This is a genomic window from Pedobacter sp. (assembly GCF_046462515.1).
Classification (GTDB): Bacteria; Bacteroidota; Bacteroidia; order Sphingobacteriales; family Sphingobacteriaceae; genus Pedobacter.
Genome location: NZ_JBKGVD010000001.1, coordinates 75653 through 99855, shown reverse-complemented (window position 1 = coordinate 99855; position 24203 = coordinate 75653). Strand labels below are relative to the sequence as shown.

The 24203-nt window shown below is 36.2% G+C and carries 22 protein-coding genes, 1 tRNA gene and 1 riboswitch; of the genes, 11 read left to right on the top strand and 12 right to left on the bottom strand.

Features of this window, described 5'->3' with window-relative positions; genetic code table 11:
• The first annotated feature begins 17 nt into the window (after positions 1–17).
• The 5 genes from ACLHG9_RS00420 (at position 18) to ACLHG9_RS00400 (ending at position 5746) form a co-directional block, all read left to right on the top strand.
• On the top strand, positions 18–1298 hold the full coding sequence (locus ACLHG9_RS00420; protein WP_410219640.1) for a sugar MFS transporter: 1281 nt from the start codon (positions 18–20) through the stop codon (positions 1296–1298).
• Positions 1291–1746: a deoxycytidylate deaminase gene (locus tag ACLHG9_RS00415; RefSeq protein ID WP_410219639.1), complete on the top strand. Its 456-nt coding sequence runs from the start codon at positions 1291–1293 to the stop codon at positions 1744–1746. The genes ACLHG9_RS00420 and ACLHG9_RS00415 overlap by 8 nt, the downstream gene beginning before the upstream one ends.
• A 109-nt stretch (positions 1747–1855) precedes the next feature.
• A complete protein-coding gene (gene guaA, locus ACLHG9_RS00410) occupies positions 1856–3382 on the top strand; it encodes a glutamine-hydrolyzing GMP synthase (protein WP_410219638.1) in 1527 nt (508 codons plus the stop codon).
• Positions 3339–4574: an ABC transporter substrate-binding protein gene (locus tag ACLHG9_RS00405; RefSeq protein WP_410219637.1), complete on the top strand. Its 1236-nt coding sequence runs from the start codon at positions 3339–3341 to the stop codon at positions 4572–4574. Before guaA ends, ACLHG9_RS00405 begins: the two co-directional genes overlap by 44 nt.
• Positions 4575–4579: 5 nt before the next feature.
• Positions 4580–5746, top strand: a complete 1167-nt coding sequence (locus ACLHG9_RS00400; RefSeq protein ID WP_410219636.1) for an RsmB/NOP family class I SAM-dependent RNA methyltransferase — start codon at positions 4580–4582, stop codon at positions 5744–5746.
• A 139-nt stretch (positions 5747–5885) separates the two neighbouring features.
• On the opposite strand, the gene ACLHG9_RS00395 is transcribed toward ACLHG9_RS00400, so the two are convergent.
• Positions 5886–6461, bottom strand: coding sequence for a MarC family protein (locus ACLHG9_RS00395; RefSeq protein WP_410219635.1), 576 nt, complete (start codon positions 6459–6461; stop codon positions 5886–5888).
• Between the two features lie 88 nt (positions 6462–6549).
• Between ACLHG9_RS00395 and ACLHG9_RS00390 the strand changes: the two genes are divergently transcribed.
• Together ACLHG9_RS00390 and ACLHG9_RS00385 are read left to right on the top strand one after the other, a co-directional pair.
• A complete protein-coding gene (locus ACLHG9_RS00390; protein ID WP_410219634.1) occupies positions 6550–7062 on the top strand; it encodes a PH domain-containing protein in 513 nt (170 codons plus the stop codon).
• Positions 7063–7120: 58 nt separating this feature from the next.
• Positions 7121–7327 carry a hypothetical protein gene (locus tag ACLHG9_RS00385; protein WP_410219633.1) on the top strand — a complete coding sequence of 69 codons (207 nt, stop codon included), beginning with the start codon at positions 7121–7123 and terminating at the stop codon, positions 7325–7327.
• An 81-nt stretch (positions 7328–7408) separates the two neighbouring features.
• Here the strand turns inward: ACLHG9_RS00385 and ACLHG9_RS00380 are convergent, their stop codons facing one another.
• Both ACLHG9_RS00380 and ACLHG9_RS00375 read right to left on the bottom strand, forming a co-directional pair.
• Positions 7409–8872, bottom strand: a complete 1464-nt coding sequence (locus tag ACLHG9_RS00380) for an amino acid permease (RefSeq protein WP_410219632.1) — start codon at positions 8870–8872, stop codon at positions 7409–7411.
• A gap of 112 nt (positions 8873–8984) precedes the next feature.
• On the bottom strand, positions 8985–11234 hold the full coding sequence (locus ACLHG9_RS00375) for a sodium-translocating pyrophosphatase (protein WP_410219631.1): 2250 nt from the start codon (positions 11232–11234) through the stop codon (positions 8985–8987).
• 259 nt (positions 11235–11493) lie between these two features.
• Here ACLHG9_RS00375 and ACLHG9_RS00370 point away from each other — a divergent pair, with 259 nt between their 5' ends.
• Positions 11494–12906 (top strand): APC family permease, encoded by a 1413-nt coding sequence (locus ACLHG9_RS00370; RefSeq protein ID WP_410219630.1) that lies wholly within the window; start codon positions 11494–11496, stop codon positions 12904–12906.
• A gap of 151 nt (positions 12907–13057) precedes the next feature.
• Entirely contained in the window at positions 13058–14086 is a 1029-nt protein-coding gene (locus ACLHG9_RS00365) for a quinone-dependent dihydroorotate dehydrogenase (protein WP_410219629.1), read from the top strand.
• Here the strand turns inward: ACLHG9_RS00365 and ACLHG9_RS00360 are convergent.
• The 5 genes from ACLHG9_RS00360 to ACLHG9_RS00340 all read right to left on the bottom strand — a co-directional run bounded on the left by ACLHG9_RS00360 (position 14083) and on the right by ACLHG9_RS00340 (position 17152).
• The gene (locus ACLHG9_RS00360; protein ID WP_410219628.1) at positions 14083–14508 is read right to left on the bottom strand and encodes an SRPBCC domain-containing protein; all 426 of its coding nucleotides are present in this window, start codon (positions 14506–14508) and stop codon (positions 14083–14085) included. The genes ACLHG9_RS00365 and ACLHG9_RS00360 overlap by 4 nt on opposite strands.
• A 150-nt stretch (positions 14509–14658) precedes the next feature.
• Positions 14659–15900, bottom strand: coding sequence for a chloride channel protein (locus ACLHG9_RS00355; protein ID WP_410219627.1), 1242 nt, complete (start codon positions 15898–15900; stop codon positions 14659–14661).
• A 28-nt stretch (positions 15901–15928) separates the two neighbouring features.
• Positions 15929–15989: riboswitch (Fluoride riboswitch) on the bottom strand.
• 56 nt (positions 15990–16045) lie between these two features.
• Positions 16046–16216, bottom strand: a complete 171-nt coding sequence (locus ACLHG9_RS00350; protein ID WP_410219626.1) for a spore protein — start codon at positions 16214–16216, stop codon at positions 16046–16048.
• A gap of 37 nt (positions 16217–16253) precedes the next feature.
• Positions 16254–16324: transfer RNA gene (locus tag ACLHG9_RS00345), tRNA-Cys, on the bottom strand.
• Positions 16325–16399: 75 nt separating this feature from the next.
• Positions 16400–17152 (bottom strand): TrmH family RNA methyltransferase, encoded by a 753-nt coding sequence (locus tag ACLHG9_RS00340; protein WP_410219625.1) that lies wholly within the window; start codon positions 17150–17152, stop codon positions 16400–16402.
• Between ACLHG9_RS00340 and ACLHG9_RS00335 the strand changes: the two genes are divergently transcribed.
• Positions 17143–19560: a BamA/TamA family outer membrane protein gene (locus ACLHG9_RS00335; RefSeq protein ID WP_410219624.1), complete on the top strand. Its 2418-nt coding sequence runs from the start codon at positions 17143–17145 to the stop codon at positions 19558–19560. The two genes, ACLHG9_RS00340 and ACLHG9_RS00335, sit on opposite strands and share 10 nt — an antisense overlap.
• 11 nt (positions 19561–19571) lie before the next feature.
• Here ACLHG9_RS00335 and ACLHG9_RS00330 read toward each other — a convergent pair whose 3' ends face one another.
• Entirely contained in the window at positions 19572–20105 is a 534-nt protein-coding gene (locus ACLHG9_RS00330) for an RsmD family RNA methyltransferase (RefSeq protein WP_410219623.1), read from the bottom strand.
• Positions 20096–20923 carry a DUF3822 family protein gene (locus ACLHG9_RS00325; protein WP_410219622.1) on the bottom strand — a complete coding sequence of 276 codons (828 nt, stop codon included), beginning with the start codon at positions 20921–20923 and terminating at the stop codon, positions 20096–20098. Before ACLHG9_RS00325 ends, ACLHG9_RS00330 begins: the two co-directional genes overlap by 10 nt.
• Positions 20924–20975: 52 nt before the next feature.
• On the opposite strand from ACLHG9_RS00325, the gene ACLHG9_RS00320 reads away from it, so the two are divergent.
• On the top strand, positions 20976–22427 hold the full coding sequence (locus tag ACLHG9_RS00320; RefSeq protein ID WP_410219621.1) for an ATP-dependent RecD-like DNA helicase: 1452 nt from the start codon (positions 20976–20978) through the stop codon (positions 22425–22427).
• Here the strand turns inward: ACLHG9_RS00320 and ACLHG9_RS00315 are convergent, their stop codons facing one another.
• Positions 22428–23732 carry a sensor histidine kinase gene (locus tag ACLHG9_RS00315; RefSeq protein WP_410219620.1) on the bottom strand — a complete coding sequence of 435 codons (1305 nt, stop codon included), beginning with the start codon at positions 23730–23732 and terminating at the stop codon, positions 22428–22430. It abuts the gene before it with no gap.
• A gap of 178 nt (positions 23733–23910) precedes the next feature.
• Complete coding sequence (locus ACLHG9_RS00310; RefSeq protein ID WP_410219619.1) at positions 23911–24195, bottom strand: LapA family protein; 285 nt, start codon at positions 24193–24195, stop codon at positions 23911–23913.
• Positions 24196–24203 lie beyond the last annotated feature (8 nt).

Below are 24203 nucleotides of genomic sequence, written 5' to 3'. Positions count from 1 at the left end.
CAACCTAAACTATTTTTATGGAAAAGAGATCTTCCAACTATGTTCAGCAAATGGTAATCATTTGTGCATTATTTTTTGTTTTTGGTTTTATAACATGGCTTAATGGTACGCTTATACCTTTTTTACAACTGGCCTGCGATTTAGATGAACATCAGGCATTATTTGTAACCTTTGCCTTTTATATTGCTTACGCAGTTTTTGCTCTTCCATCTTCATCAATTCTAAAAAAGACAGGATTTAAAAATGGAATGGCCTTAGGTCTTTTTGTAATGGCTATAGGTTGTGTGGTTTTTATACCTGCTGCTCAGCAACGTAATTTTACTTTGTTTTTAACCGGATTATTTATTCAGGGTGCAGGTTTAGCCTTATTACAAACAGCATCCAATCCTTATGCGGCAATTATTGGTCCTATGGAAAGTGCAGCCCAACGTATAAGTATTATGGGTATATGCAATAAAATAGCGGGAGCCCTTAGTCCTTTAGTATTAAGCGCTCTGGTATTAAGCGGTGCAAATGCTGTTCAGGAAAAAATTAATATGGTAGGCATTACAACCAATGAAAGAACTACTTTATTAAATGAACTGGCAGGAAAAGTAATTATGCCGTATATTGTATTAGCGGTAGTATTATCATTGGTCGCATTTTTGGTTAAGAAATCAGCTTTACCTGAAATTGATACAGATAAAGAAGAAACGGTAGAAACAGGTACGGCATTACCTGCAAAATCTTCAGTTTTTTCTTATCCTCATTTAGTGTTAGGTGTAATTTGTTTGTTTTTATATGTAGGAGTAGAGGTAATGGCAGGTGATGTTATAGGTAATTATGGCCGCTCTATGGGAATGAGCTTAGATGAAACCAAGTACTTCACTACTTTTACCTTGATTGCCATGTTAGCAGGATATATTATCGGCATTCTTACTATACCTAAATTTATCAGCCAGCAAACCAGCTTAAAATTAGCAGCGATTTTAGGGATTGCATTCACCTTAGGTGCTTATTTTACCGATGGTTATACAGCAGTTACTTTTATAGCTTTATTAGGTCTGGCAAATGCACCAATGTGGCCGGCTATTTTCCCATTAGCCATTAATAAGTTAGGTCGTTTTACCAAAACTGGTTCTGCCTTGTTAATTATGGGTATAGCGGGTGGTGCTATCATTCCGCAAATTTACGGACACTTAAAAAAAGACTTCGGTGTAGCAAATAACATGGCATTTTTAATTTGTATGTTACCTGCTTATATCTATATTTTCTATTATGCGGTTAGAGGCTATAAAGCAGGCTTAAAAGATGCATAAACCTAGTTTTAATCAAATATTTATGAATTTAGCTACAGATCTGGCTGGGCGCTCCCATTGTGTGAGAGCCCAGGTAGGTGCTGTACTTACAAAAGATACCCGTATCATTTCTATAGGTTATAACGGCCCGCCGTCAGGTACTCATAATTGTGATGAAGAATGGCCTGGAAAAGGTTGTGATCGAGATAGCAAAGGAAGTTGCTCATTAGCCCTGCATGCAGAGGAAAATGCTATACTCTATGCAGTAAAAAATGGCTCTAAAATAGAAGGAGCAACCTTATACACTACACTTTCGCCATGTATTGCCTGTGCAAGACTGATTTTATCATCAGGTATTAGCCAGGTATATTACAGAGATTCATACGCTGCATATAAAGGTTTAAGCAGCGATGAAGGCGTTGATTTCTTAAAACGTTTTGGGGTAAGTATTGCTCAGCTTGAAAAATAAGAACGTTAGAGGCTCAGATAGTAAACATTCTATTTTAATACGCCTTTAAATTGTTGTGTTTTTGCCGCTTTTTTAATGTGAAAATCATTGAAAAAACCTACCTTTGCACATGCTTGAAAAAATCATTATCCTCGATTTTGGTTCTCAGTTCACACAACTTATTGCTCGTCGCGTTCGCGAATTAAACGTGTACTGTGAAATCCACCCTTTTAATCATATTCCGGAATTAGATTCAACTGTTAAAGGTATTATTCTATCAGGTAGCCCTTACTCTGTAAGACAGGAAGATGCACCTTATGTTGATTTGAATTTGTTTAAAGATTATCCGCTTTTGGCGGTATGTTATGGTGCACAGTTTATTGCGCAGCAACATGGGGGTAATGTACAAGCATCGGCAAGCAGAGAATATGGCAGAGCCAACCTGAACTATGTAAATGCTGATAACAAATTATTTAAAGGCATTCAGAAAGATTCTCAGGTTTGGATGAGTCATGGTGATACCATTACACATATCCCTGAAGATTTCGATATTATTGCAAGTACGGCAGATGTTAAGGTAGCAGGTTACCAGTTAAAAGGTAAAGATGTTTACGCGATCCAGTTCCACCCAGAAGTAACGCATAGTGTAGATGGAAAGATTTTATTAGGTAATTTCCTTACAACTATTTGCGGTTGTGCGCAAGACTGGACTTCTGATGCTTTCGTAGAAACTACAATCGCAGACTTGAAGCAACAGTTAGGTAATGATAAAGTAGTTTTGGCACTTTCTGGAGGAGTAGATTCAAGTGTAGCAGCAGTATTATTGCATAAAGCAATAGGCAAAAACTTGCATTGTATTTTTGTTGATAACGGCCTTTTACGTAAAAATGAATACGAAAATGTACTTGAACAGTACAAAAATTTTGGCTTAAATATTAAAGGTGTTGATGCAAAAGACAGGTTCTTAAGCGAACTTGCCGGAGTTGAAGACCCTGAGAAAAAACGTAAAATAATTGGTCGTGTATTTATCGAAGTTTTTGATGATGAAGCGCATCAGATACAAGATGTAAAATGGTTAGCACAAGGTACTATTTACCCTGATGTAATCGAATCGGTTTCAGTAAAAGGTCCGTCTGCTACCATTAAATCGCACCACAATGTGGGAGGTTTACCAGATTTTATGAAACTTAAGGTAGTAGAACCTCTTAAAACTTTATTTAAAGATGAAGTGAGAAGGGTTGGAGCTGCTTTAGGTTTAGAAAGTTTCATCTTAGGCCGTCATCCATTTCCAGGTCCGGGTTTAGGAATCAGGATTATTGGTGAGGTTACTGCCGAAAAAATTGCTATATTGCAGGAAGCAGATCATATTTATATCAATAACTTAAAAGAAGCCGGATTATACGATAAAGTATGGCAGGCGGGTGCAATCTTTTTACCGGTAAGATCTGTAGGTGTGATGGGCGACGAGCGTACGTATGAAAATGTAATAGCCCTGAGAGCAGTTGAATCATTAGATGGAATGACCGCAGACTGGTGCCATTTGCCATATAATGTACTCGCAAAAATTTCTAATGAAATTATCAATAAAGTAAGAGGAATTAATCGGGTTGTATATGATATTAGCTCAAAACCACCGGCTACAATTGAATGGGAATAAGTTTCTAATCGTACTGTGCTGTATCATTACCTTAGGTGCTTGTTCTCCTAAGGTAGTGCAAAAAAAAGAACCTGTAACCATCCCTGTGGTAAAACCAGAGAAAACCGAGGACCTTAATAATTTTACGCAAGCAGAGGTAAGCATACTTGTCCCTTTTAAGCTCAATGAGTTTAACCCGAATACCGTTACCAAAAAGCAGTTCGAAAAATTTGAAATGCCTCTTGATTTCTATCAGGGTTTAACCTATGGTTTTGATTCGGCAGCCAATTTGGGTTTAAACTTTAAATTAAATGTTTTTGATACCAGAGATAATAACACTCGTTTAGGAGCCTTATTACAAAACAATATCATTAAAAAAAGTAACCTGATTATAGGCCCTGTTTTTCCTGACGGATTAAAATACGTTACCAATTTCTCTATTGCAAATGATCTTCCTGTAGTATCGCCTTTGGCGGCTTCAAAGCCTTCAGAGTTTAATAATCCTAATCTAATTTCTATTGTAAATGATATTGATCAGCATGGCATTAAAATAGCTGATTATATTGCTAAGCATTACAATGCTGCAAACAGTATTGTGGTTTTGATCAATACGCAAAAAGCTTTAGACAAACAGTTTGCTGACCCTATAAAAGAAACCTTTAAAAAGCGTTACCCTAATTTCCTGATACAGGAATACGCCTCTGTAAATATTTTTGAAACAAAGATGATCAGGGATAAAAAGTATGCGGTTATTATTTGCTCACAAGATGTGCCATTTGTAACTCCATCTATTGCAAAACTCTATAAATTGAAGACTTTACCTAACACAGGTTACCAAATTAATCTTTTTGGACATCCAAATTGGGTAAAGCAGAATTATAACATAGAGCAATTACAAAATCTCAATACCATTATAAGTTCCTCTTATTTTGTAGATTACAAATCTACAGAAGTAGTGAATTTTGTGAAAAGATACCGGGCAAAGTATCAAGTAGAGCCAACAGAATATGCTTTTAAAGGCTTTGATATTGGTTTTTATTTTGGTAAACTGATGGTAAAGTATGGCCGTAATTACCTTGATTTTATAAGGAAAGAGAAATATAAGGGGCTGCATAATGATTTTGAATTTGATTTTAACCCACTTTATGGTTACTATAATAAAAGTCTGATGCTGTTGCAATACAGAAACCTGATGCTTAATGTAATTGATTAACTTTTATGAAAGTACATTACCAGATCAAAACTTTCGAAAAGATATTAGCAGGATATGACCATAAGCTTCCTCTGCATCGTTTTTTGGTAAATTATTATAAACAAAATAAGCAGATGGGCTCTTCAGACAGGAGATGGGCCAGCAGGTATTTATATAGTTATTTTAGACTTGGCAATGCTTTATCAGATTTGCCTTTGGTTGAACGCTTAGCGGTTGCAGACTTTTTGTGTAATCCTACTTTGAGTCTTGTTATTAATGAATACCTTCCAAATCTTGTTTCAGAAATTGAACAGTCTTTAGGGCTTAAGCTTAAACGTATAAAGGAGATTTATACGGATTTTAATATAGAACAGGTATTTCCTTTTGTCGAAACTTTATCTGCTACAATAGATAAAACAGCATTTTTGCATTCTTTCTTTATTCAGCCCGATTTGTTTATCCGGATAAAAGAAACGCATTTGTCTTTAGTAAAAAATATACTTTCAAACCATGACATACCGGTAAATGAGATTTCGAACTTTACTTTAAGTGTGCCTAATGGAACTAAGTTAGATCACATAATTCCAGATCAGCGCTTATATCATATACAAGATCTATCCTCACAGCAAACCTCTGCTTTTTTTGAACCCCATATTTACGAATATTGGTGGGATTGTTGTGCAGCTTCTGGTGGAAAATCTCTGCTTTTGCATGATCTGCAACCTGATATTAATCTTTTGGTAAGCGATGTAAGAGAAAGTAGTCTGATTAATCTTGAGGAAAGATTTAGGCTCGCAGGTATCAAAAAATACCAAAAAAAAGTTCTGGATCTTTTGCAGAATAATGATCAGATACTGCACAATTTTAGTTTTGATGGTATATTGCTTGATGCTCCTTGCACAGGTTCTGGCACATGGGGGCGTACTCCTGAAATGTTAAGCAGTTTTAATGGGCGAAAGGTTTCTTATTTCAATAACTTACAGAAAAACATTGCAAGTAATGTAATTAAATACCTTAAACCTGGTAAGCCCTTAATATACATGACCTGTTCGGTATTTAAAGCCGAAAACGAAGATGTAGTAGCTTATCTGGTGGAAAACTGTCCTTTAAAATTAGAAAAAATGGAACTGATTAAAGGCTATAGCCATAAAGCAGATAGCATGTTTGCTGCCCGTTTGATCAGAACAGATTAAAACAATTGTTTAATCTTATTCTTGATATACTGAACGACTTCCAGTAGTATGGCTAATGCGCCAATTACAACGGTATATTTTTCGAAAGGGTTCATCATCAAATATCTTTTAGTTATAAGATACTGCTTGGCTATATTTGTTACAGACCAGCATTTGATCTGAACAATTTAATTGCTATAGCTAACAAGATTACACCAAAAGCCTTTCTTAAAACATTTAAGCCCGATTTACCTAAAAGTTTTTCAAGCTTGGCGGTATTCTTAAGTACAAAATACACAAAAAGCATGTTTAATAAAATACCTATCAATATATTTTGTGTATGATATTCTGTTTTTAGCGAAAGCAGGGTAGTCATGGTACCTGCTCCTGCAATAAGCGGGAAAGCCAGAGGAACAATAGATACAGTTTCAGGAGCTTCTTCTTTAAAGAAATTAATTCCTAAAACCATCTCCATGGCAATAAAGAAAATAACCAGAGAGCCCGCAATGGCGAAAGACTGTACATCTACCCCAATCACGCTTAACAATGATTCGCCTGCAAATAAGAACAAAACCATCAGAACTGTTGCTACTACTGAAGCTTTTTCAGATTGTATATGGCCCGCTTTTTTTCTCAATTCAATAATAATAGGAATAGAACCTAAGATATCAATGATGGCAAAAAGGATCATTGTGGTAGACAAAATCTGGTTGAAGTCGAATTTCAGGTATTCCATTGTTTCAATTTTTTTACAAAAGTAAATTTTAATTGTTACAAATTAATTAAAAAGCTGTAAACTAGATTACACAATTGATAAACTATATATGAAATACATCGCATCTACAGATCAACCTGTTAAGATTATTACCACAGGGGTATTGGTACTTTTTCTTTTTATAGGGCAAAATAATTTACGTACCATTATGCATGCCGGTACAAGCAGGGGAGTAATCTTTGTTCATACCGTTATACTTTTATTTCTCATTGCTACACTGCTGTTTTGCTATCTTTATGCTCCGCAATCTTATGGTATAGATGAAACGGGATTTTCTGTCAACAGAATAATAGGTAAGGTTAGCCTGAAATTTGATGATATAGATCAGGTTCGTGCAGTTGAAGAAGGAGAAATGAATGGTCTGATTAGAACATTTGGTGTTGGAGGACTCTTTGGCTACTTTGGTAAATTTTATGCAAATAAAATAGGCAGTATAACCTTATATGCCACTCAAAGAAAGAATAGAATTTTAATCATAACCAAGCAGCATAAAAAAATTGTAATTACTCCTGATGATTACTCTATGCTTGAAAAATTGGAACAGGGTGTAAAGGGTTGGTAGAATGAGTCCGATTATTGGTATATTTAATTAACAATTTGTTTACTTAAAATAAGATTGTATGAATTTCTTTAACCGTAAAACCACATGGACTAATGGAGAATTTATTCCATTAAAATTATGTATTGCCAGTGCCTATATTTTAGTAGGAGCTTGTTTTCACGATTTTGTTTACAGAAACCGTGTAATCTTTATTCTGTTGTTTATTGTAACTGTTATCTTCTCGGTTTATTCCTGGATTAAGAAAATGAGCAAAGAAAATAAGTAAGTTAGATATATTGTTGTAAAACGTCGATGTATAAAAACAAGAAAGCCACCTTTAAGGTGGCTTTCTTGTTTTCGATAAGAATTAAGAATTTCCTGCTTGTTTTTTTCCTAAAACTGAGTTTTTCTTTCCGTAGAAGAAATAGATTGCTATACCTAAAGCCATCCATATAATTAAACGCTCCCAGCTTTCTAATGGTAGAGTTGCCATTAAACCTACACAGGTAATGATACCTAAAATAGGAACAAATGGAACAAGTGGGGTTCTAAACGGACGTTCTCTGTTAGGATCAGTTTTACGTAATACCAATACGCCGATACATACTAAAGAGAATGCAAATAATGTACCGATAGAAACCATATGCCCTAAGTCAGATACCGGAACAAAACCAGCGAAAATACTTACGAAGAACATAAAGAAAATATTGGTTTTCCATGGAGTTCTGAATTTGTGGTGGATCGAACTAAAGAACGTAGGTAATAAACCATCTTTAGACATCGTATAGAATACTCTCGATTGGCCCATCAACATAACTAACATTACAGAAGTATAACCTGCCAAAATAGCAATAATCAAGCCGTCTTGTAAGAAAGAGTAACCTGTTACAGCAAAAGCTGTAGCAGCAGGTTTTGCATCGCCTGCAAATTCTTTATAGTTTACAAGTCCTGTCATTACGTGAGCAAATAATACATATAATAAGGTACAAATTACTAATGAACCTAATATACCGATAGGCATACCTTTTTTAGGGTTTTTAGCTTCCTGTGCAGCTGTAGAAACCGCATCAAAACCAATAAAAGCAAAAAACACTACCGCGGCACCACGTGCAATACCACTCCATCCAAACTCACCAAATACACCTGTATTAGCAGGTATATAAGGCTCATGGTTGGCACTATTGATATGCGACCAGCCTAAAGCGATAAATATCAATACAACGGCAACTTTAACAATTACAAGGATATTGTTCATGGTTGCTGATTCTTTAGTACCTCTGATCAGAACCGCAGATAATAATATGATAATGAAAATAGCTGGTAAGTTAACTATACCTTCACCTTTAGCAATAAAAGTTCCATCACCAAGCTTTAAAGATTCGAAAGGAGAAACCAATAAATTGTGTGGAAGATCTATACCATATTTATGGAAGAACTCCAATAAATACCTTGACCATGATACAGCTACGGTAGCAGCTCCTAAAGCATACTCAAGTACAAGATCCCAACCTATGATCCAGGCCATAAATTCGCCCATTGTAGCATATGAGTAGGTGTACGCACTACCTGCAACAGGGATCATGGAAGCAAATTCTGCATAACATAAACCAGCAAAAGCACAGGCTAATGCAGCTAAAACAAATGAAAGCGTAACTGCAGGGCCAGCATTTTCTGCTGCTGCTATACCTGTTAACGAGAATAACCCAGCACCAATAATGGCACCAATACCCAATGCAATAAGGCTGGTATTTCCTAATGTTCTTTTTAAGGTGCCCTCTCCACTCTCTGCCGACTCGGCAATTAGCACATCAATGGGCTTTTTCAAATTCATAATACGTTATTAAGTTTTGATTAGTTTGATTGTTTTTGAGGCGTAAACCTAAATAAAAATTATTTAAAATGAAAAACGGATTTTGTTTACAGCTTCGTTTTTGAGTAACAATTTATTGATATAAAACCGTATCGGTCTCATTTTTTAAGGTGTCAATCTTCTCATTACCTAAAGAATCTATAGTTTTACTGATCCTGACTTCTTTTTTAATTTCTACCTGATTTGCTGTTTTTGAAGCACTTACAGCGATGTAAGGCGCAATAACCAGAGATACGATAGACATCAGCTTAATCAAAATATTCATAGAAGGACCTGACGTGTCTTTAAAAGGATCGCCTACTGTATCGCCTGTTACTGAAGATTTGTGTGGTTCTGATTTTTTATAATGCATTTCTCCATTAATTTCCACCCCTTTTTCAAAGGATTTTTTGGCATTATCCCATGCACCGCCTGCATTAGACTGAAATATGCCCATCAAAACACCCGAAACAGTTACACCGGCCAGCATACCACCTAAAACCTCAGGGCCAAATAAAAAGCCAACAGCCACCGGAGTAATTAAGGCGATAGCACCTGGAAGCATCATTTCCCTGATTGAGGCTTGTGTTGAAATGGCAACGCATTTTTCATACTCAGGTTTTGCTTTGTACTCCATAATGCCCGGAATCTCTCTAAATTGTCGGCGTACTTCTTGTACCATATCCATAGCGGCTTTACCAACAGCTTGGATACATAATGCAGAAAATATAAATGGAATCATACCTCCTACAAATAAACCGGCTAAAACATCAGCCTTATAAATATCAATAGCTGTGATACCTGCTATACCCACAAAGGCGGCAAATAAGGCTAAAGAAGTCAAGGCAGCCGAAGCGATGGCAAATCCTTTTCCTGTAGCAGCAGTAGTGTTACCTACTGCATCTAAATTATCCGTTCTTTCGCGAACTTCGGGAGGTAACTGGCTCATTTCTGCAATCCCACCTGCATTATCGGCAATAGGACCAAAAGCATCAATAGCCAATTGCATGGCAGTAGTAGCCATCATACCTGCTGCAGCGATAGCAACACCGTATAAACCTGCAAAGTGATAAGAGGCCATGATTCCTGCGGCTAAGACACAGATTGGAACTACGGTAGATTTCATTCCTACAGAAAGTCCGGCAATAATATTGGTAGCATGCCCGGTTGACGATTGTTGAATAATAGAATTTACAGGGGATTTTCCCATGGCGGTATAATATTCTGTAACAATACTCATAATGGTACCCACTACAAGGCCTACTATAATTGCATAGAAAACGTTCACATTACTAAATTCATAACCACGTAAGCTAAGCGTTTCTGGAAGCATCCATTTAGTTAAAAAGAAAGATGCAATAGCTACAATGATAATTGAAGACCAGTTGCCCAGGTTAAGGGCATTTTGTACGCTCGATTTTTCATCTTTAATGGTTACAAACCATGTGCCTACAATAGAGGCTAAAATACCTAATCCGCAAATCAGCATAGGTAATAATATAGGAGCCATACCACCAAAAGAATCGGTAGAAACAATTTCCTGTCCTAAAACCATAGTAGCTAAGATGGTAGCTACATAAGAACCGAATAAATCGGCACCCATACCTGCTACATCACCTACGTTATCGCCAACATTATCGGCAATAGTAGCAGGATTACGTACATCATCTTCAGGTATACCTGCTTCTACTTTACCTACAAGGTCGGCGCCCACATCGGCAGCTTTGGTATAAATACCACCACCTACGCGGGCAAATAAGGCAATGGATTCTGCACCTAATGAAAATCCGGTTAGTACTTCTATAGCTGTTCTTAGCTCATTGCTGTTTGGGCTGATTACGTTAAAATATTTTAAAAAAACGATAAATAAACCGCCTAATCCTAAAACGGCTAATCCGGCAACGCCTAATCCCATTACTGTTCCGCCATTAAAACTAACTTTTAAAGCCTGCTTTAAACTGGTTCGAGCTGCCTGTGTTGTTCTTACATTGGCTTTTGTAGCTGCTTTCATGCCCATATATCCAGCTGTAGCCGAAAATACGGCTCCAATAATAAAGGAAATGGAAATGATCCAGCTTGAGTGTATTTCTTTACCATTAATATGGGTTACAGTGCCAGAATAAGCTAACAAGGCGGCGGCAATAACAGCGAATATACTTAGGATTCTCCACTCGGCTTTTAAAAAAGCCATAGCGCCATTAGCTATATAAGTGGCAAGTTCTTTCATGTTTGCATCACCGGCATCCTGTTTGTTAATCCATGCGCTTTTTACTGCCATTACCATAATGCCTATTAGGCCTAATATGGGTATCAGATAAATTAAGTTAGTTTGTAAAAAAGTCATACTTACGTTTTAGTTTTGGTTGAGTTTAAGTGGTTTAAACAAAGATAATTTTGTTTGCCTAATAAACAAATTTTTCTCAAAATGAAATAAAAAATGCCTTTTTACCTTAAAAAAGTAATTGCATTTTTAAATCAAACCAAAGATTATTTGGTCTATGTCATAAAAAAATTATAATTAATATGCTTATAGGATGTAAAAAAATTAAAGGGTTCTTTTATATTCGCTAATACTAAACTATTAACCAGAACTAAACTGAATTATGGAAAATCTAAAAGAAGAAGAATCTTTTAAACGCGAATTAGGACTTTTTGACGGCGCCATGCTTGTGGTGGGCTCAATGATTGGCTCGGGTATTTTTATTGTGAGCTCAGATATTACCAGACAGGTAGGTTCTGCCGGATGGCTTATTTTAATCTGGGTACTAACCGCGTTAATCACGATGATTGCTGCTGTAAGCTATGGTGAACTGAGCGCCATGTTTCCCAAGGCGGGAGGGCAATATGTATATTTAAAAGAGGCTTATAATAAGCTGATTGCCTTTTTGTATGGCTGGAGTTTCTTTGCCGTAATTCAAACTGGTACCATTGCGGCGGTAGGTGTAGCTTTTTCTAAGTTTGCGGCATATCTTTTTCCGGCTTTCAGTGATAAAAACGTACTGTATGAAATTGGTTCATTTAAACTAAATGCCGCTCAATTGGTATCTATAGTAACCATTATCATTTTAACATTTATAAATAGTAGAGGTGTTAAAGATGGTAAAATTTTGCAAACCTTTTTAACCATTATTAAGATTCTTTCGTTGTTTGGCCTTATTGTATTTGGATTTATGTTGGGTGCCAAAGCCGAGATATGGAATGCCAACTGGCAGGATGCTTGGACACCAAAAGCATTTAATATGGAAACAGGCGACTGGGTTAATATTACAGGAGTAGCCTTAGTATCGGGTATAGCGGCATCAATGGTTGGCTCTTTATTCAGTAGCGACGCTTGGAACGGTGTGACCTTTATTGCCGGAGAAATTAAAAATCCTCAGCGTAATGTAGGTCTAAGTTTGTTCTTGGGGACTTTAATTGTGAGTGTAATCTATATTCTGGCCAATGTGATGTACTTGGCCGTATTACCTTTACAAGAAATAGCAACTGCAGCCGATGACAGAGTAGCTGTTGCAGCCGCCCAGCCTATATTTGGTAGCATGGGAACATACATTATAGCTATTATGATCATGATTTCTACTTTTGCCTGTAATAATGGACTGATTATGGCAGGGGCAAGGGTATATTATACGATGGCTAAGGACGGGTTGTTCTTTAAAAAAGCAAGCCATTTAAATAAATTCAACGTACCTGCATGGGCGCTATGGGCTCAATGTATATGGGCTTCGGCGTTATGCCTTACTGGTAAATATGGGGATTTGCTTGATTTCGTGATCATTATTGTAATGATTTTCTACATTCTTACCATTTTAGGTATTTTCATATTAAGAAAGAAAATGCCGAATGCAGAAAGACCTTACAAGGCTTTTGCTTATCCGGTTCTACCTGCATTATATATTATTTGTGCCAGCGCGATCAGCATTTCGTTATTGGTATTTAAAACCAGCACCTGTGGCTGGGGCGTACTGATTATGCTGATTGGTATCCCGGTTTATTATTTAAGCAAGCCTAAGCAATAAATCTTAAATAGATTTTCAAGAGCCTGATACAGATCGATAAAGTTTATCTTTTGCAATGTATCAGGCTCATTTTATTATATTTGCAAACAGATATACGCTGTTAACAAGCGCTTTCTAAAAATTATATCGGGCTTTTTTCTATCTTCGTGCCATGTATCGTTTGGTAAAACCTGTTTTCTTCAAATTTGATCCTGAAAGGATGCATCATTTTGTGGTTAAACGTTTAAAATGGTTTCATGACTTTTTTCCTTTGGGAAAGAAAATTCTAAGAAAATCATATCACCTGCATAGTAAAGAACTGGAACGTGAGGTTTTTGGACTGAAGTTTAAAAACCCGGTAGGGCTGGCTGCAGGCTTTGATAAAAATGGAGAATTTGTAGAAGCATTGAGCAATTTAGGCTTTGGTTTTATTGAGGTGGGTACGGTTACACCTTTGCCACAACCCGGAAATGATAAACCGCGGATGTTCAGACTTAAAGAAGACGAAGCAATCATTAACCGAATGGGTTTTAACAATAAAGGTGTAGATGTAATGGCTGAGCGTTTGAGGCTACTTAAATGCAAGCATTCTGATATTGTAGTGGGTGGTAATATTGGGAAAAACAAGAACACACCTAACGAAGAGGCTGTTAATGATTACATAAAATGTTTCGACAGGCTTTTTGATGTGGTAGATTACTTTGTGGTAAATGTAAGCTCGCCTAATACGCCAGGTTTAAGGGCGTTACAAGAAAAAGAGCCTCTAATGCATATTCTTAACACTTTGCAGCTTAGAAATAATAAAGAAGGTGTTTCAAGACCTATCTTATTAAAGATAGCTCCAGATTTAACTTTTGAACAGTTAGATGATATTGTAGAAATCGTTAATCAAACCAAAATAGCAGGTGTAATCGCAACGAACACCACAATTGACAGAAATGGTTTATATGCGGCAGATGGATTGAAACGTGAGACCGGAGGATTAAGCGGCAAACCTTTAACTAAAAAATCTACAGAAGTTATCCGCTATATTTCTAAAAAGTCTGGAGGTAAATTTCCAATAATAGGCGTAGGAGGTATTCATACTCCTCAGGATGCAAAGGAAAAACTGGAGGCAGGTGCCTCACTGGTTCAATTGTATACCGGTTTTATTTACGAGGGACCGGGTTTGATTAAACGGATATGTAAAGCCTTATACTAACGTTCTGCGTATTCCTTTAAATTATGAGTGATGGATTTCCATCCGGCTACAAAATTTTCAGGGTCAAAAGCAGGATATTCATTTTTAAGCGTTTCTACATCTACATGCTTTAAGATAAGCAGAGTATGGTTGTTTTGCTGTTCTTCAAGTATCCAGATCACTAAAGAGTTTCCGGGAAAACCTTCATAACGCCAGGTATAACTCAGCCTTTTTAGAGGTTCTACATCAATCACTTCGCAGCAATGCAGGTATTGTTTTTCATCAGGACCTGCCCAGAATTTAAATTTAAATCCGGGTACGGGTTTAAAATCTTTCAGGGTAAAATACCAGTTCTTCATCTCCTCAACAGAAGAAATGGCATTCCAAATTTTTGTTACGGGAGCTTTAATTAAAACCGTTATTTCAATATCCTGATTTTTCATAAAATTATAAATTAAGCAATATCAATCTTTCAAAGCCCTTAAATTGATTTAAATCTATCTTGCCTCTGCAATAACAATACAAACCTTTGTAGATTCGTAAAAGCAAGGAATCAATCGACGATTTTTCTACGTTAAGTTAAATAATGAGATTTACTTTTTAAAATTTCTAAGCTTTTTATAAATCAGATACTTAGGGCCTAAAGGTAACTGAGAATGATAAATGCTTTTTTTGCCGGTAAATAAATAAGCCGTTATGCAGGAAATAGAAATAAATAAAATACCAGGCGCACCAAACAATTCAAAGCCTAAAAAGCAACTCGCTAAAGGTGTATTAGTTGCTCCTGCAAAAACAGAAACTAAACCCATAGCAGCTAAAAGAGCCATGGGTAGAGGAACAAAACAACTTAAAACATTACCTAATGTGGCACCAATAAAGAACAAAGGTGTAACTTCTCCTCCTTTAAAGCCGGCACCTAAAGTAAAAGTAGTAAACAGCATCTTAAGTAGGAAATCATAGTTGTTCTGGAGGTTTTCAAAACTGTTATTGATTACAGGGACACCTAAGCCGGTGTACCTGGTGCCCATAAAATATACCGCTATAACAATAATTGCTCCACCAACAACAGGTCTTAAAACAACATGTTTGATCACTTTCTTAAATGTATTTTCAAAAAATCTCAGCAGACTTGAAAAAGAATAAGCAGCTATGCCAAATATTAAACCTGCAACAATGCACCAGAATAAGATTTTGAAACTGAAGCTCGGGAAAGAGGATAATATATAATGACTGTGATTTATAGGGTATAAACGGCAGATGTAATCAGCCATAAAAGCTGCAGCCAGCGCTATACATACATTTGAACTTTTCAGTTTTCTGAAACTTAATACTTCTAGTGCAAAAACAGCAGCTGCTAAAGGTGTTCCGAAAACAGACGAAAATCCTGCGCTTATACCTATAATCAATACTGTTTTACGCTCGTGATTTGACAGCCTGAACAGAGTGGTAAATTGATCGGCTATTGCTCCGCCCATTTGCACGGCGGTTCCTTCACGTCCGGCTGAACCACCAAATAAATGGGTAAGTAAGGTTCCTACATAAACCATGGGAGCCATTTTAAAAGGGATGACGGATCTTGGGGTATGAAATTCATCAATTAAATGATTATTACCTCTAATTACGCCATTACCGTATTTAAAATATACGTAACCTATTACAAGGCCTGCAAAAGGTAGCAAAATAATAATTAAAGGATGGTTATCCCTAAATTTTCCGGCTTGGTCTAATGTGTACAAGAAGAAAGCCGAAGCAGAGCCCACTAAAATACTGATAAGTAGAGTAATGAACAGCCATTTAAGCAGGTAAAACAAGAAATTATAAATTTTGATGTCCATGGTAAAAATCTACACTAATTTAATAGTATGTTAAGTAGATATCATCAGCACCAGGGCGGTTCAAGGCAGACATCATTGCCTATCAAATATAAAGTTTATAAAAAAAGCACGTAAGCACGTGCTTTTTTAATTTCTTTAAAGAAGACTATTTAGACAAAGCAGCTAAAATAGCGTTGTTTTTAGCTAACTGATCAGTTTTAGATTGTTTAGAACGGCTTCCCAATTCTAAGTTAGTAGCTAATTTTAACCCTTGAACTTCTAAGCGAGAAACAGTTTTATTATATCTGTCTTTTCTTTTTAATCTTGTAACTCCCATAACAATAAGCTTTAATTTCTTTTATTATTTAATCTTGAGGTCGAGAGCGGATTCGAACCGCTGTACAAGGTTTTGCAGACCTCTGCCTAGCCACTCGGCCACTCGACCTTTTTCAAGGCTGCAAAAATAACAATTAATTGTGAGGTTGCAAATTAGAAATGAGAAAAATTAGAATAATTTATACTAAAATTTCATGCGCCCTAATTCACTACAAAAAATAGCTGCCGAAACAGCCACATTTAACGATTCTGTTTGGCCTATACGGGGAATAGTTACAGGTATGTTAATTTTTTTGATCAGTTCATGAGAAATGCCATGTCCTTCGTTGCCTAATAAAATCAGCCCTTCATTTCCCCAATTTACCTTGTAAATATTTTCACCTTCAAGCAAAGCCCCAAATACAGGTAAAGAGGTATGGGCTAAGAAATCAGTTAATGAAGTATAGGATATATTTACCCGACATAAAGAACCCATGGTAGATTGTACTGTTTTAGGATTGTATGCCTCAACAGTGTTTTCAGAGCAGATGATGTGCTGTATGCCAAACCAATCGGCAGTTCTGATAATCGTCCCTAAATTTCCGGGATCCTGAACATTATCAAGAACTAACGAAAATTTGCTTTTTAGGGTTTGAGGATCAATAGCTCGTGTATTTGGTATCTCAACTACAGCCAATACACCTTGTGGTGTTTGCAGTGTACTAATCTTTTCTAATACAGCATCGCTTAGTTCAAATAAATTTATATTTGTACCAAGTTTAAGTGCAGCAATAGCTTTGGCATAAGCGGGTGTAAAATAGATGCTTTGTAGGATATAATCAGATTTTAAAAATTCTGTTAATGTTTTTATACCTTCAATAATAAATAACCCGTTTGCATTGCGGTACTTTTTTTGATGTAGCGACTTTATAAAACTGATTTGAGATTTTGAAAGCATATTACCTAAACTATAAGCAAAAGAATTTCCACTTTGCAATAATACTATTAATTCTGCTTTTTACAGCAGGATGCTCATCAACTAAATATATTGAAAGTTACCAGTCTATAGTTAAAAAGGTAGAAATAGATAGCATTTCAAAACCTTATGAAGAAGCTGCCTACAATTATGTTCAGAAAGATATACGACCTGCAGGTTGGTTAGGGCTTAACGAGGGAATATATAATATTTTTAATACCAAGAACGGAAAGTATAAAACGCATAACATCAAACCTCTGGGTACTCCTCCGGCAATTTTAGATAGTGCACTGGTAGAAATCTCGCGTACGCAGATTGAAAAGTACCTGAGAAGTAAAGGGTTCTTTAATGCAAAAGTACAATCAGAAATTTCTGTAAAAAATAAACTGGCTACCGTTAAGTTTAAGGCCAATACAGGTGCTCCTTTCATGGTTAATAAAATCAACTATGAAATACCTGATGAACAGGTGAAAAACCTTTATATGGGAAATAAATCGAGATTTACCCATTTGAGTGAAGGTATGCAGTATGATGAGGATTCACTGGTTTACGAACGTGAAAACATCTATAAGCTTATGCGCCAGAACGGATATTTTGATTTTGTGCGCCCTTATGTAAGATATGAACCTGATTCTAACCAAAATAACAATAAAGTAAGCGTAAAACTGATTATAGATAATCCTATAGACAGTTCGGGTAAGCACAAGATTTATACCATAGGTGAAACCAATATTATCATTGCGCCAAGCTATGAGGGATTTACAGATTCGATAGAATTAAATAAACGCGTTTTCAGAGATATACGGTTTACAGATCTTTCTCATAAGTACAGAAGAAATCCCATTATACGCTATAATTTTATTAAACCGGGTGAAATTTATGATATAGATAAAGAAACCTTGACTTATGACAGGATGTATGATCTCAATGTGTTCAAAAATGTTAAGATAGATTATTACAAGCCTAAAGACAGTACGAATAAGGTAAACCCCGTGGTAATGCTAACGCCACAAAAGAGAATGAGCAATCGTATTGAAGGCGAAATACCCTTTAATGATTTTACAGTAGGTTTTAACATTAGTAATACCTATACCAATAATAATATTTTTAAAGGCGCAGAGCGCTTTCAGTTCCAGATCAAAGGTGGGTTGCAAGCTAGAAATACCAAAGGAACTTCTTTGTTTTCAGATATCTACCAGAGAGATTTCTCTGTAAGTGCAAGTTTAACCGTGCCAAGATTAATGGTGCCGTTTAACATTCCGCTTATGGGAAAAAATGGTATTCCTTATACTACGTTTTCAAGCAGCTATCTTTATGCGTTACAGAAAGATATAACGGTAAGGCGTATTTTTATCAACTCTATTAGTTACGACTGGGTTGAAACGAAATCCAAATTACATTCATTTACTCCTTTAAATTTTGAATACCGGTTTGGTAGTGTACTGATAGACACCACTGACAAAACAAATTATCAGCAATATCTTGATAATAAAGAACTTTTTGAGAAAAACTCCTATAACATTACTTTGCTCGGACGTAAAGACGTGACCTTAGGTATGAAATATGCTTACAGTTTAAATGCGGAGAAACTTTCGCAACAGCGTACTTTCATTTATTTTAAAGGAAATATGGAGATAGGCGGTAATCTTTTGTATCTGGGCAATAGGATTTTTGGTAAAAAACCTGATCCGGCAGCAGGTAATTATGGAAAAGTTTTAGGTTTGCCTTATAACCAATACCTGCGGCCTGAGGTAGATATTAGATGGTATAAGAACTTTGATAATGAAAAGCAATTTGTAGCACGCATAAACGCAGGTGTGGGGTATGCGTATGGTAACTCTTTGGCTATGCCTTTTGATAAATTGTTCTATGCTGGTGGTTCAAGTGGTGTTAGAGCCTGGCAGGCCCGTACTTTAGGTCCGGGTAATTACAATCGTGAGGTGATTTCGAGTCCCGAGGTGCGTGCATCTTCTTTTGGTATCGATCAGTTAGGGCAGATGCGTATTGAAGCCAATCTGGAATATAGATTTATCTTGGCCTCGAAATTTTTTGGTGGTAAATTGAGAGGTGCTACCTTTTTAGATGGCGGAAATATCTGGAATATTGCGCCAGGCAACCCGCAACCACAAACCTATTTTAATTTTAAAAAATTACATGAACAAATTGCTTTGGGAACAGGCTTAGGTTTCAGGTATGATGTACAGTACTTTGTTTTCAGGTTTGATGTAGGCTTAAAGTTGAAAGATCCTCAGTTTGCACCTGGAGAACAGTGGGTTATCAGCAAGTACTTAAGTGGGGCAAAAGCGTTTAAAGCAGCTTATGAACTTACGCATAGCCCGGACAGATACCGCTTTTTACAGTACAACTTTGGTATAGGAATGCCTTTCTAAAATTGAATTATTTAATTTCTGAAAAAACTGAACGAAGAATTTCCATATTTCCGGCATTCAGAAAAACCTGGTTTCTGGTCTAACTTAAGCATAGAAGGATGCTCTATAATCAATAAACCATCAGATTTTAATAAATTATGTTCAATAACCAGTTGTGCAATTGTCGGTATATTTGGCAGGTCATACGGAGGATCGGCAAAGATAATGTCGTATTGCCGTTTTTCCTGTTGCAGATATTTAAATACATCGGCTTTTAAAGGATTAATCTGGGTAAGCTGGTGCTTTTGTGAAATACTTTTAATCCATTGTACACAAGCAGGATGTTTGTCTATGGCTGTAATATGTTTTGCATTGCGTGAAGCAAACTCTATACTGATGTTGCCCGTTCCGCTAAACAAATCTAAGATATCACATTCTCCAAAATCAAAAGAGTGATTGAGGATATTGAACAAGGCTTCTTTAGCCATATCGGTAGTAGGCCTTACAGGAAGCTTATCGGGTGCTTTTATAAAGATTCCTTTAAGATTTCCGCCAATTATCCGCATATGTAAATAGATAATAGCCCTGCGTAATAATGCTTAGGCATGTCTTCAATCACATAACAGTTTAAAGCAATATCAGTGTTCAATAAACTTAAATTAGTAAAATACTTCTTGATACTGTTCCATTTTTCATCGTTTAAATGGATAATCCCACTTACTAAAACGTTAACCTGTTCAAAATCAAGATTTAATTGTTGTGCAATAAGGAGGAGATAATATACAAACTCTTCATTATTGTCAAACTCGTAATGTTGCTGAAATTGCAAAATACCATCATTAAATACCAAAGCTTCAAAGGTATGGGCCGAAAAATCAAGCAGGAGATTCTGTTTTTCAAAACCCTTTCCCAATGCGATTAATCCTTGGTTCTGTTGGTATACCTTATAATGAGGCCATATACCCGAAATGCTTTTTTCGGTAAGTAAAGGTAGTGAGAAAACTGTTGTAAAACCTGCGCTACGATCTGGTTGTACAAAAATCTGTTTCGAGCTGTCTTCCGAAAAATACTGGGTATATGTGTTTATTTCATCTTCATTAAACAGTTCGTTAGGAATAAAAGCGATGTTACCTGTATTAACCGCTATGCTGATTTTTGCATAGGGCAGGGTTAAATAAATATCGGTTTTTAAGAGCTGGTTAAATTTCTGGATACTGTTTGTACACTCAGGTTCATCATAAAGAGCAATAACACGTGTTTCATCATTATTGATGATAGTATAGGATAAATTACCGGAACCTATTTTTACGATCAGGCTGCATGAAGCGGCTGTTTCTGGATGAAAACCGGGATCGATCAATAAAATGCTGTTATTCTCGTTCATGTTAGGCAAAAATAAGTTTTTTTCTATAAGATTAGCATCGCATATTTGCCAAATGCACAACGGACAAATTATAGCACAGGCTTACAATGTTAACCCAACTGCGCAACAACTACAATTTTGTGAGGCAATGGCGGGATTTTTAACAGCTAAAAAGCCAGAAAGCTGTTTTGTTCTGAGAGGTTACGCCGGAACGGGAAAAACAACATCTGTTGCGGCATTGGTAAAAGTACTTCCAAAATTTGGATATAAATCTATTTTATTAGCGCCCACTGGTAGAGCGGCTAAGGTTATGAGTAGCTACACCCAACAAAAAGCCTATACCATCCATAAGAAAATCTACAGGAAAAAAACTTCTAATGAAATGGATACACGGTTTGGTTTGGCACCAAATCTTGTTAAACAAACTTTGTTTATCATAGATGAGGCATCCATGATAGCGGATGAATATAATACACAAAACGGCTCCTCTCTCTTACAAGATTTGATAGAGTATGTGTACCAACCGGCCCATGATGGGAGTGAGAAAAACTGTTTGTTGCTTTTTGTGGGCGATACAGCCCAACTACCACCGGTAGGTAGTATAGAAAGTCCTGCGCTAAATGAAAAATACTTGGCCAATCATTTTGGGCTAAATGCACAAAGCATAGAGCTAACGGAAGTGGTAAGACAGCAAAAGAAATCGGGTATACTTGAAAATGCAACTATGCTCCGGAAAATGATCCATATTTCTCAGCGGCATAAATCTGGTGTCCCGAAATTTGCAACCAAGGCTTATAAAGACATCTTCAGCATGAACGGGCATAAATTTACAGAAGGTCTTGAGTATGCTTACCGCAAATACGGTGTAGAAAATACTTTGGTTGTTTGCAGGTCAAATAAATCTGCAAATGCTTATAATAACCAGATTCGTACTCGCATCTTATACAAAGATGATGAACTGGGTGGTGGGGATCTGATTATGATTGTGCGTAACAATTATTTCTGGCTGCCCGAAAACAGCGATGCTTCTTTTATTGCGAACGGAGATATGGCTAAGATCATACGGGTAAGGAGGGAAGAAGAACGTTATGGTTTCAGGTTTGCAGAAGCACAGATAGAATTGCTGGATTATCCTGATTTAGGCGCTATAACTTGTAAAGTAATATTAGATACGATTCAGGTGGAGAGCCCAAATCTTCCATTCTCAGCTGCTAAACAATTATATGAGGGACTTTTGCTTGATTATGATCATATTGCGAACCGTAAGGCTAAAATGGTCGCTATAAAGCAAGATCCTTATTATAATGCTTTGCAGATTAAGTTTGCTTATGCGGTAACTTGTCATAAAGCGCAAGGCGGGCAATGGGATTCGGTTTTTGTAGATCAAGGTTATTTAACAGAAGATATGCTCGATTTGGATTTCCTGCGCTGGTTATACACGGCTGTAACCCGTGCCAAAAGAGAATTGTTTCTGGTAAACTTTGGTAAGACTTTTTTTAAAGACAGAATCGAAGAGGATTTCTGATTACGCCAAAGGCAACTTTATGGTAAAGGTAGTGCCTTGGTTCTGCTCACTTGTAACTTCTATGCTCCCACCATGTTTTTCAATGAGTTGTTTTGAAATATAAAGTCCTAAACCGATGGATTTTTCGCCCAATAAACCTTTTCTGCCAGCTTTAGAAAACTGATCGAAAATAAAGTTTTGCATGACTTTATCTATGCCAATACCAAAATCTTGCACCCCCACAACAGCATGATTTTCTTCCTGATGTAAATTAACTTTAATGGCAGTGCTTTTGGGCGAAAATTTTAAAGCATTACTGATAAGGTTATCTAAAACCCTCTCTAATTTGGAAGGGTTGGCCATAATAAAAAATTCTTCTTTTGGTAAAGTAAAGTCAATCAACCTGTCGCTGTTGATTTTCCATTTTTTTACAATTTGCTGTAACAGGTTGTTTAGAGAAATCTTTTCCTTTTTAAAATTATCGTCTCCTTGTTTAATGCCTTCTATCAGGTCGTTGATAATATTTTTTGCCTGTGATGCTGAGGATTGGATCATTTTAGCTTCGGCATTGTCTTCATTCTCCAAAAGCATTAAACTGCTAAGGGCATCAATGTTGTTTAAAGGTCCTCTCAGGTCATGAGCCACAAAAGATAAAATGTTGGTTTTCTGGGTGTTTAATAGCGCAATTTCTTCGTTTTTCTCTTCTAATTCTTTGATTTTAATAAAATGTGCCGACTTTGATTGATAAGTATGCCTTGAGAAACAAAAGAGAATAAAACTTAATGTAACACCGGCAATAATATTGATGAGTTTTTCTTCTAATGCTATTTTTGGGAAAACAATAGCTACAATAAAGGCCAGGGCAAGGAAGATTGAAGTGAAAATGATTTCTCTCAATTCTATGACAAAAAAAATGCTCACCACCAATATGCCTACCAATAGCATCGTAAGTGTATTTTTCGTGTTGTGATGAGAAACGGTATAGCTTATTCCTAATGAAATAAGTAACTGAAACAGAAGGAAAAGAAAAACAGTGACCTTACGTTGTGTAAGTGTGCTTTTAGTAGAACTCAAGATGTATGAGCTAACAGACCAAAACAGAATACCGCCCAGTAATTGTATCCAATTGCTAAGAGAGTATTCATCATAATTTGGTATTTTGCTTGTTTCTGCATAAAAAACAACCCCTATAATACGGGCAAATAGAGCTAAAACCAAAATGCAGGCACTGATTACTTTAACTTGTTTGAGATTGATTAAGCTGTAGTGGGTATCAAATGCCTTAAAATATTTTTGTGGTGTTTTATATAATATAAAAGAAAGCAAGGGACTATATTTTATATAGCAAAAATAGCAAAACGGTTTTTAAAAATGTGTTTTTAAAGAGGTTAGATAAGTAATATTAATATTGAGATATTCTAAAATAGAGTATATCAGTGACTTTATTTTTGATGACCTATAAACTTTTTACAAACAAGTTTAGCAAAGTGTGAAAAGTTGCTTATTAATTGATATAGTCGCGATCTTCATCAGATAAGGTGTTTTTATTTTGCTCGTTTACCTGATTTTTCTCAATTTCATCATTGTAACTGCTCATGGTGCTTCTGGGTCTTCCGGCAATAAAACCTAAAATAAAACCAATAAGGATGCATACACCGATTACGATCAGTTTTGGAATAGCTACTGGTGAGCCTATCAAGAAATCAAAGTCAACAGGTTCACGATTAACCATTAAGAAAATGGTTAGTAAAGCCGTTACAACGATAATGAAAATAGTTTTCCCTTTCATTTTTAAGG

Excerpts from the sequence above, each read along its gene's own strand:
- ACLHG9_RS00370 (WP_410219630.1), top strand. The coding sequence starts at position 11,494 with ATGGAAAATCTAAAAGAAGAAGAATCTTTTAAACGCGAATTAGGACTT.
- ACLHG9_RS00390 (WP_410219634.1), top strand. The coding sequence starts at position 6,550 with ATGAAATACATCGCATCTACAGATCAACCTGTTAAGATTATTACCACA.
- ACLHG9_RS00330 (WP_410219623.1), bottom strand. The coding sequence starts at position 20,105 with ATGCGGATAATTGGCGGAAATCTTAAAGGAATCTTTATAAAAGCACCC.
- ACLHG9_RS00395 (WP_410219635.1), bottom strand. The coding sequence starts at position 6,461 with ATGGAATACCTGAAATTCGACTTCAACCAGATTTTGTCTACCACAATG.
- ACLHG9_RS00415 (WP_410219639.1), top strand. The coding sequence starts at position 1,291 with ATGCATAAACCTAGTTTTAATCAAATATTTATGAATTTAGCTACAGAT.
- ACLHG9_RS00375 (WP_410219631.1), bottom strand. The coding sequence starts at position 11,234 with ATGACTTTTTTACAAACTAACTTAATTTATCTGATACCCATATTAGGC.
- ACLHG9_RS00320 (WP_410219621.1), top strand. The coding sequence starts at position 20,976 with ATGCACAACGGACAAATTATAGCACAGGCTTACAATGTTAACCCAACT.
- ACLHG9_RS00360 (WP_410219628.1), bottom strand. The coding sequence starts at position 14,508 with ATGAAAAATCAGGATATTGAAATAACGGTTTTAATTAAAGCTCCCGTA.
- guaA (WP_410219638.1), top strand. The coding sequence starts at position 1,856 with ATGCTTGAAAAAATCATTATCCTCGATTTTGGTTCTCAGTTCACACAA.
- ACLHG9_RS00420 (WP_410219640.1), top strand. The coding sequence starts at position 18 with ATGGAAAAGAGATCTTCCAACTATGTTCAGCAAATGGTAATCATTTGT.
- ACLHG9_RS00340 (WP_410219625.1), bottom strand. The coding sequence starts at position 17,152 with ATGCTTTCAAAATCTCAAATCAGTTTTATAAAGTCGCTACATCAAAAA.
- ACLHG9_RS00350 (WP_410219626.1), bottom strand. The coding sequence starts at position 16,216 with ATGGGAGTTACAAGATTAAAAAGAAAAGACAGATATAATAAAACTGTT.
- ACLHG9_RS00380 (WP_410219632.1), bottom strand. The coding sequence starts at position 8,872 with ATGAATTTGAAAAAGCCCATTGATGTGCTAATTGCCGAGTCGGCAGAG.
- ACLHG9_RS00385 (WP_410219633.1), top strand. The coding sequence starts at position 7,121 with ATGAATTTCTTTAACCGTAAAACCACATGGACTAATGGAGAATTTATT.
- ACLHG9_RS00365 (WP_410219629.1), top strand. The coding sequence starts at position 13,058 with ATGTATCGTTTGGTAAAACCTGTTTTCTTCAAATTTGATCCTGAAAGG.
- ACLHG9_RS00405 (WP_410219637.1), top strand. The coding sequence starts at position 3,339 with ATGATATTAGCTCAAAACCACCGGCTACAATTGAATGGGAATAAGTTT.
- ACLHG9_RS00400 (WP_410219636.1), top strand. The coding sequence starts at position 4,580 with ATGAAAGTACATTACCAGATCAAAACTTTCGAAAAGATATTAGCAGGA.
- ACLHG9_RS00310 (WP_410219619.1), bottom strand. The coding sequence starts at position 24,195 with ATGAAAGGGAAAACTATTTTCATTATCGTTGTAACGGCTTTACTAACC.
- ACLHG9_RS00325 (WP_410219622.1), bottom strand. The coding sequence starts at position 20,923 with ATGAACGAGAATAACAGCATTTTATTGATCGATCCCGGTTTTCATCCA.
- ACLHG9_RS00355 (WP_410219627.1), bottom strand. The coding sequence starts at position 15,900 with ATGGACATCAAAATTTATAATTTCTTGTTTTACCTGCTTAAATGGCTG.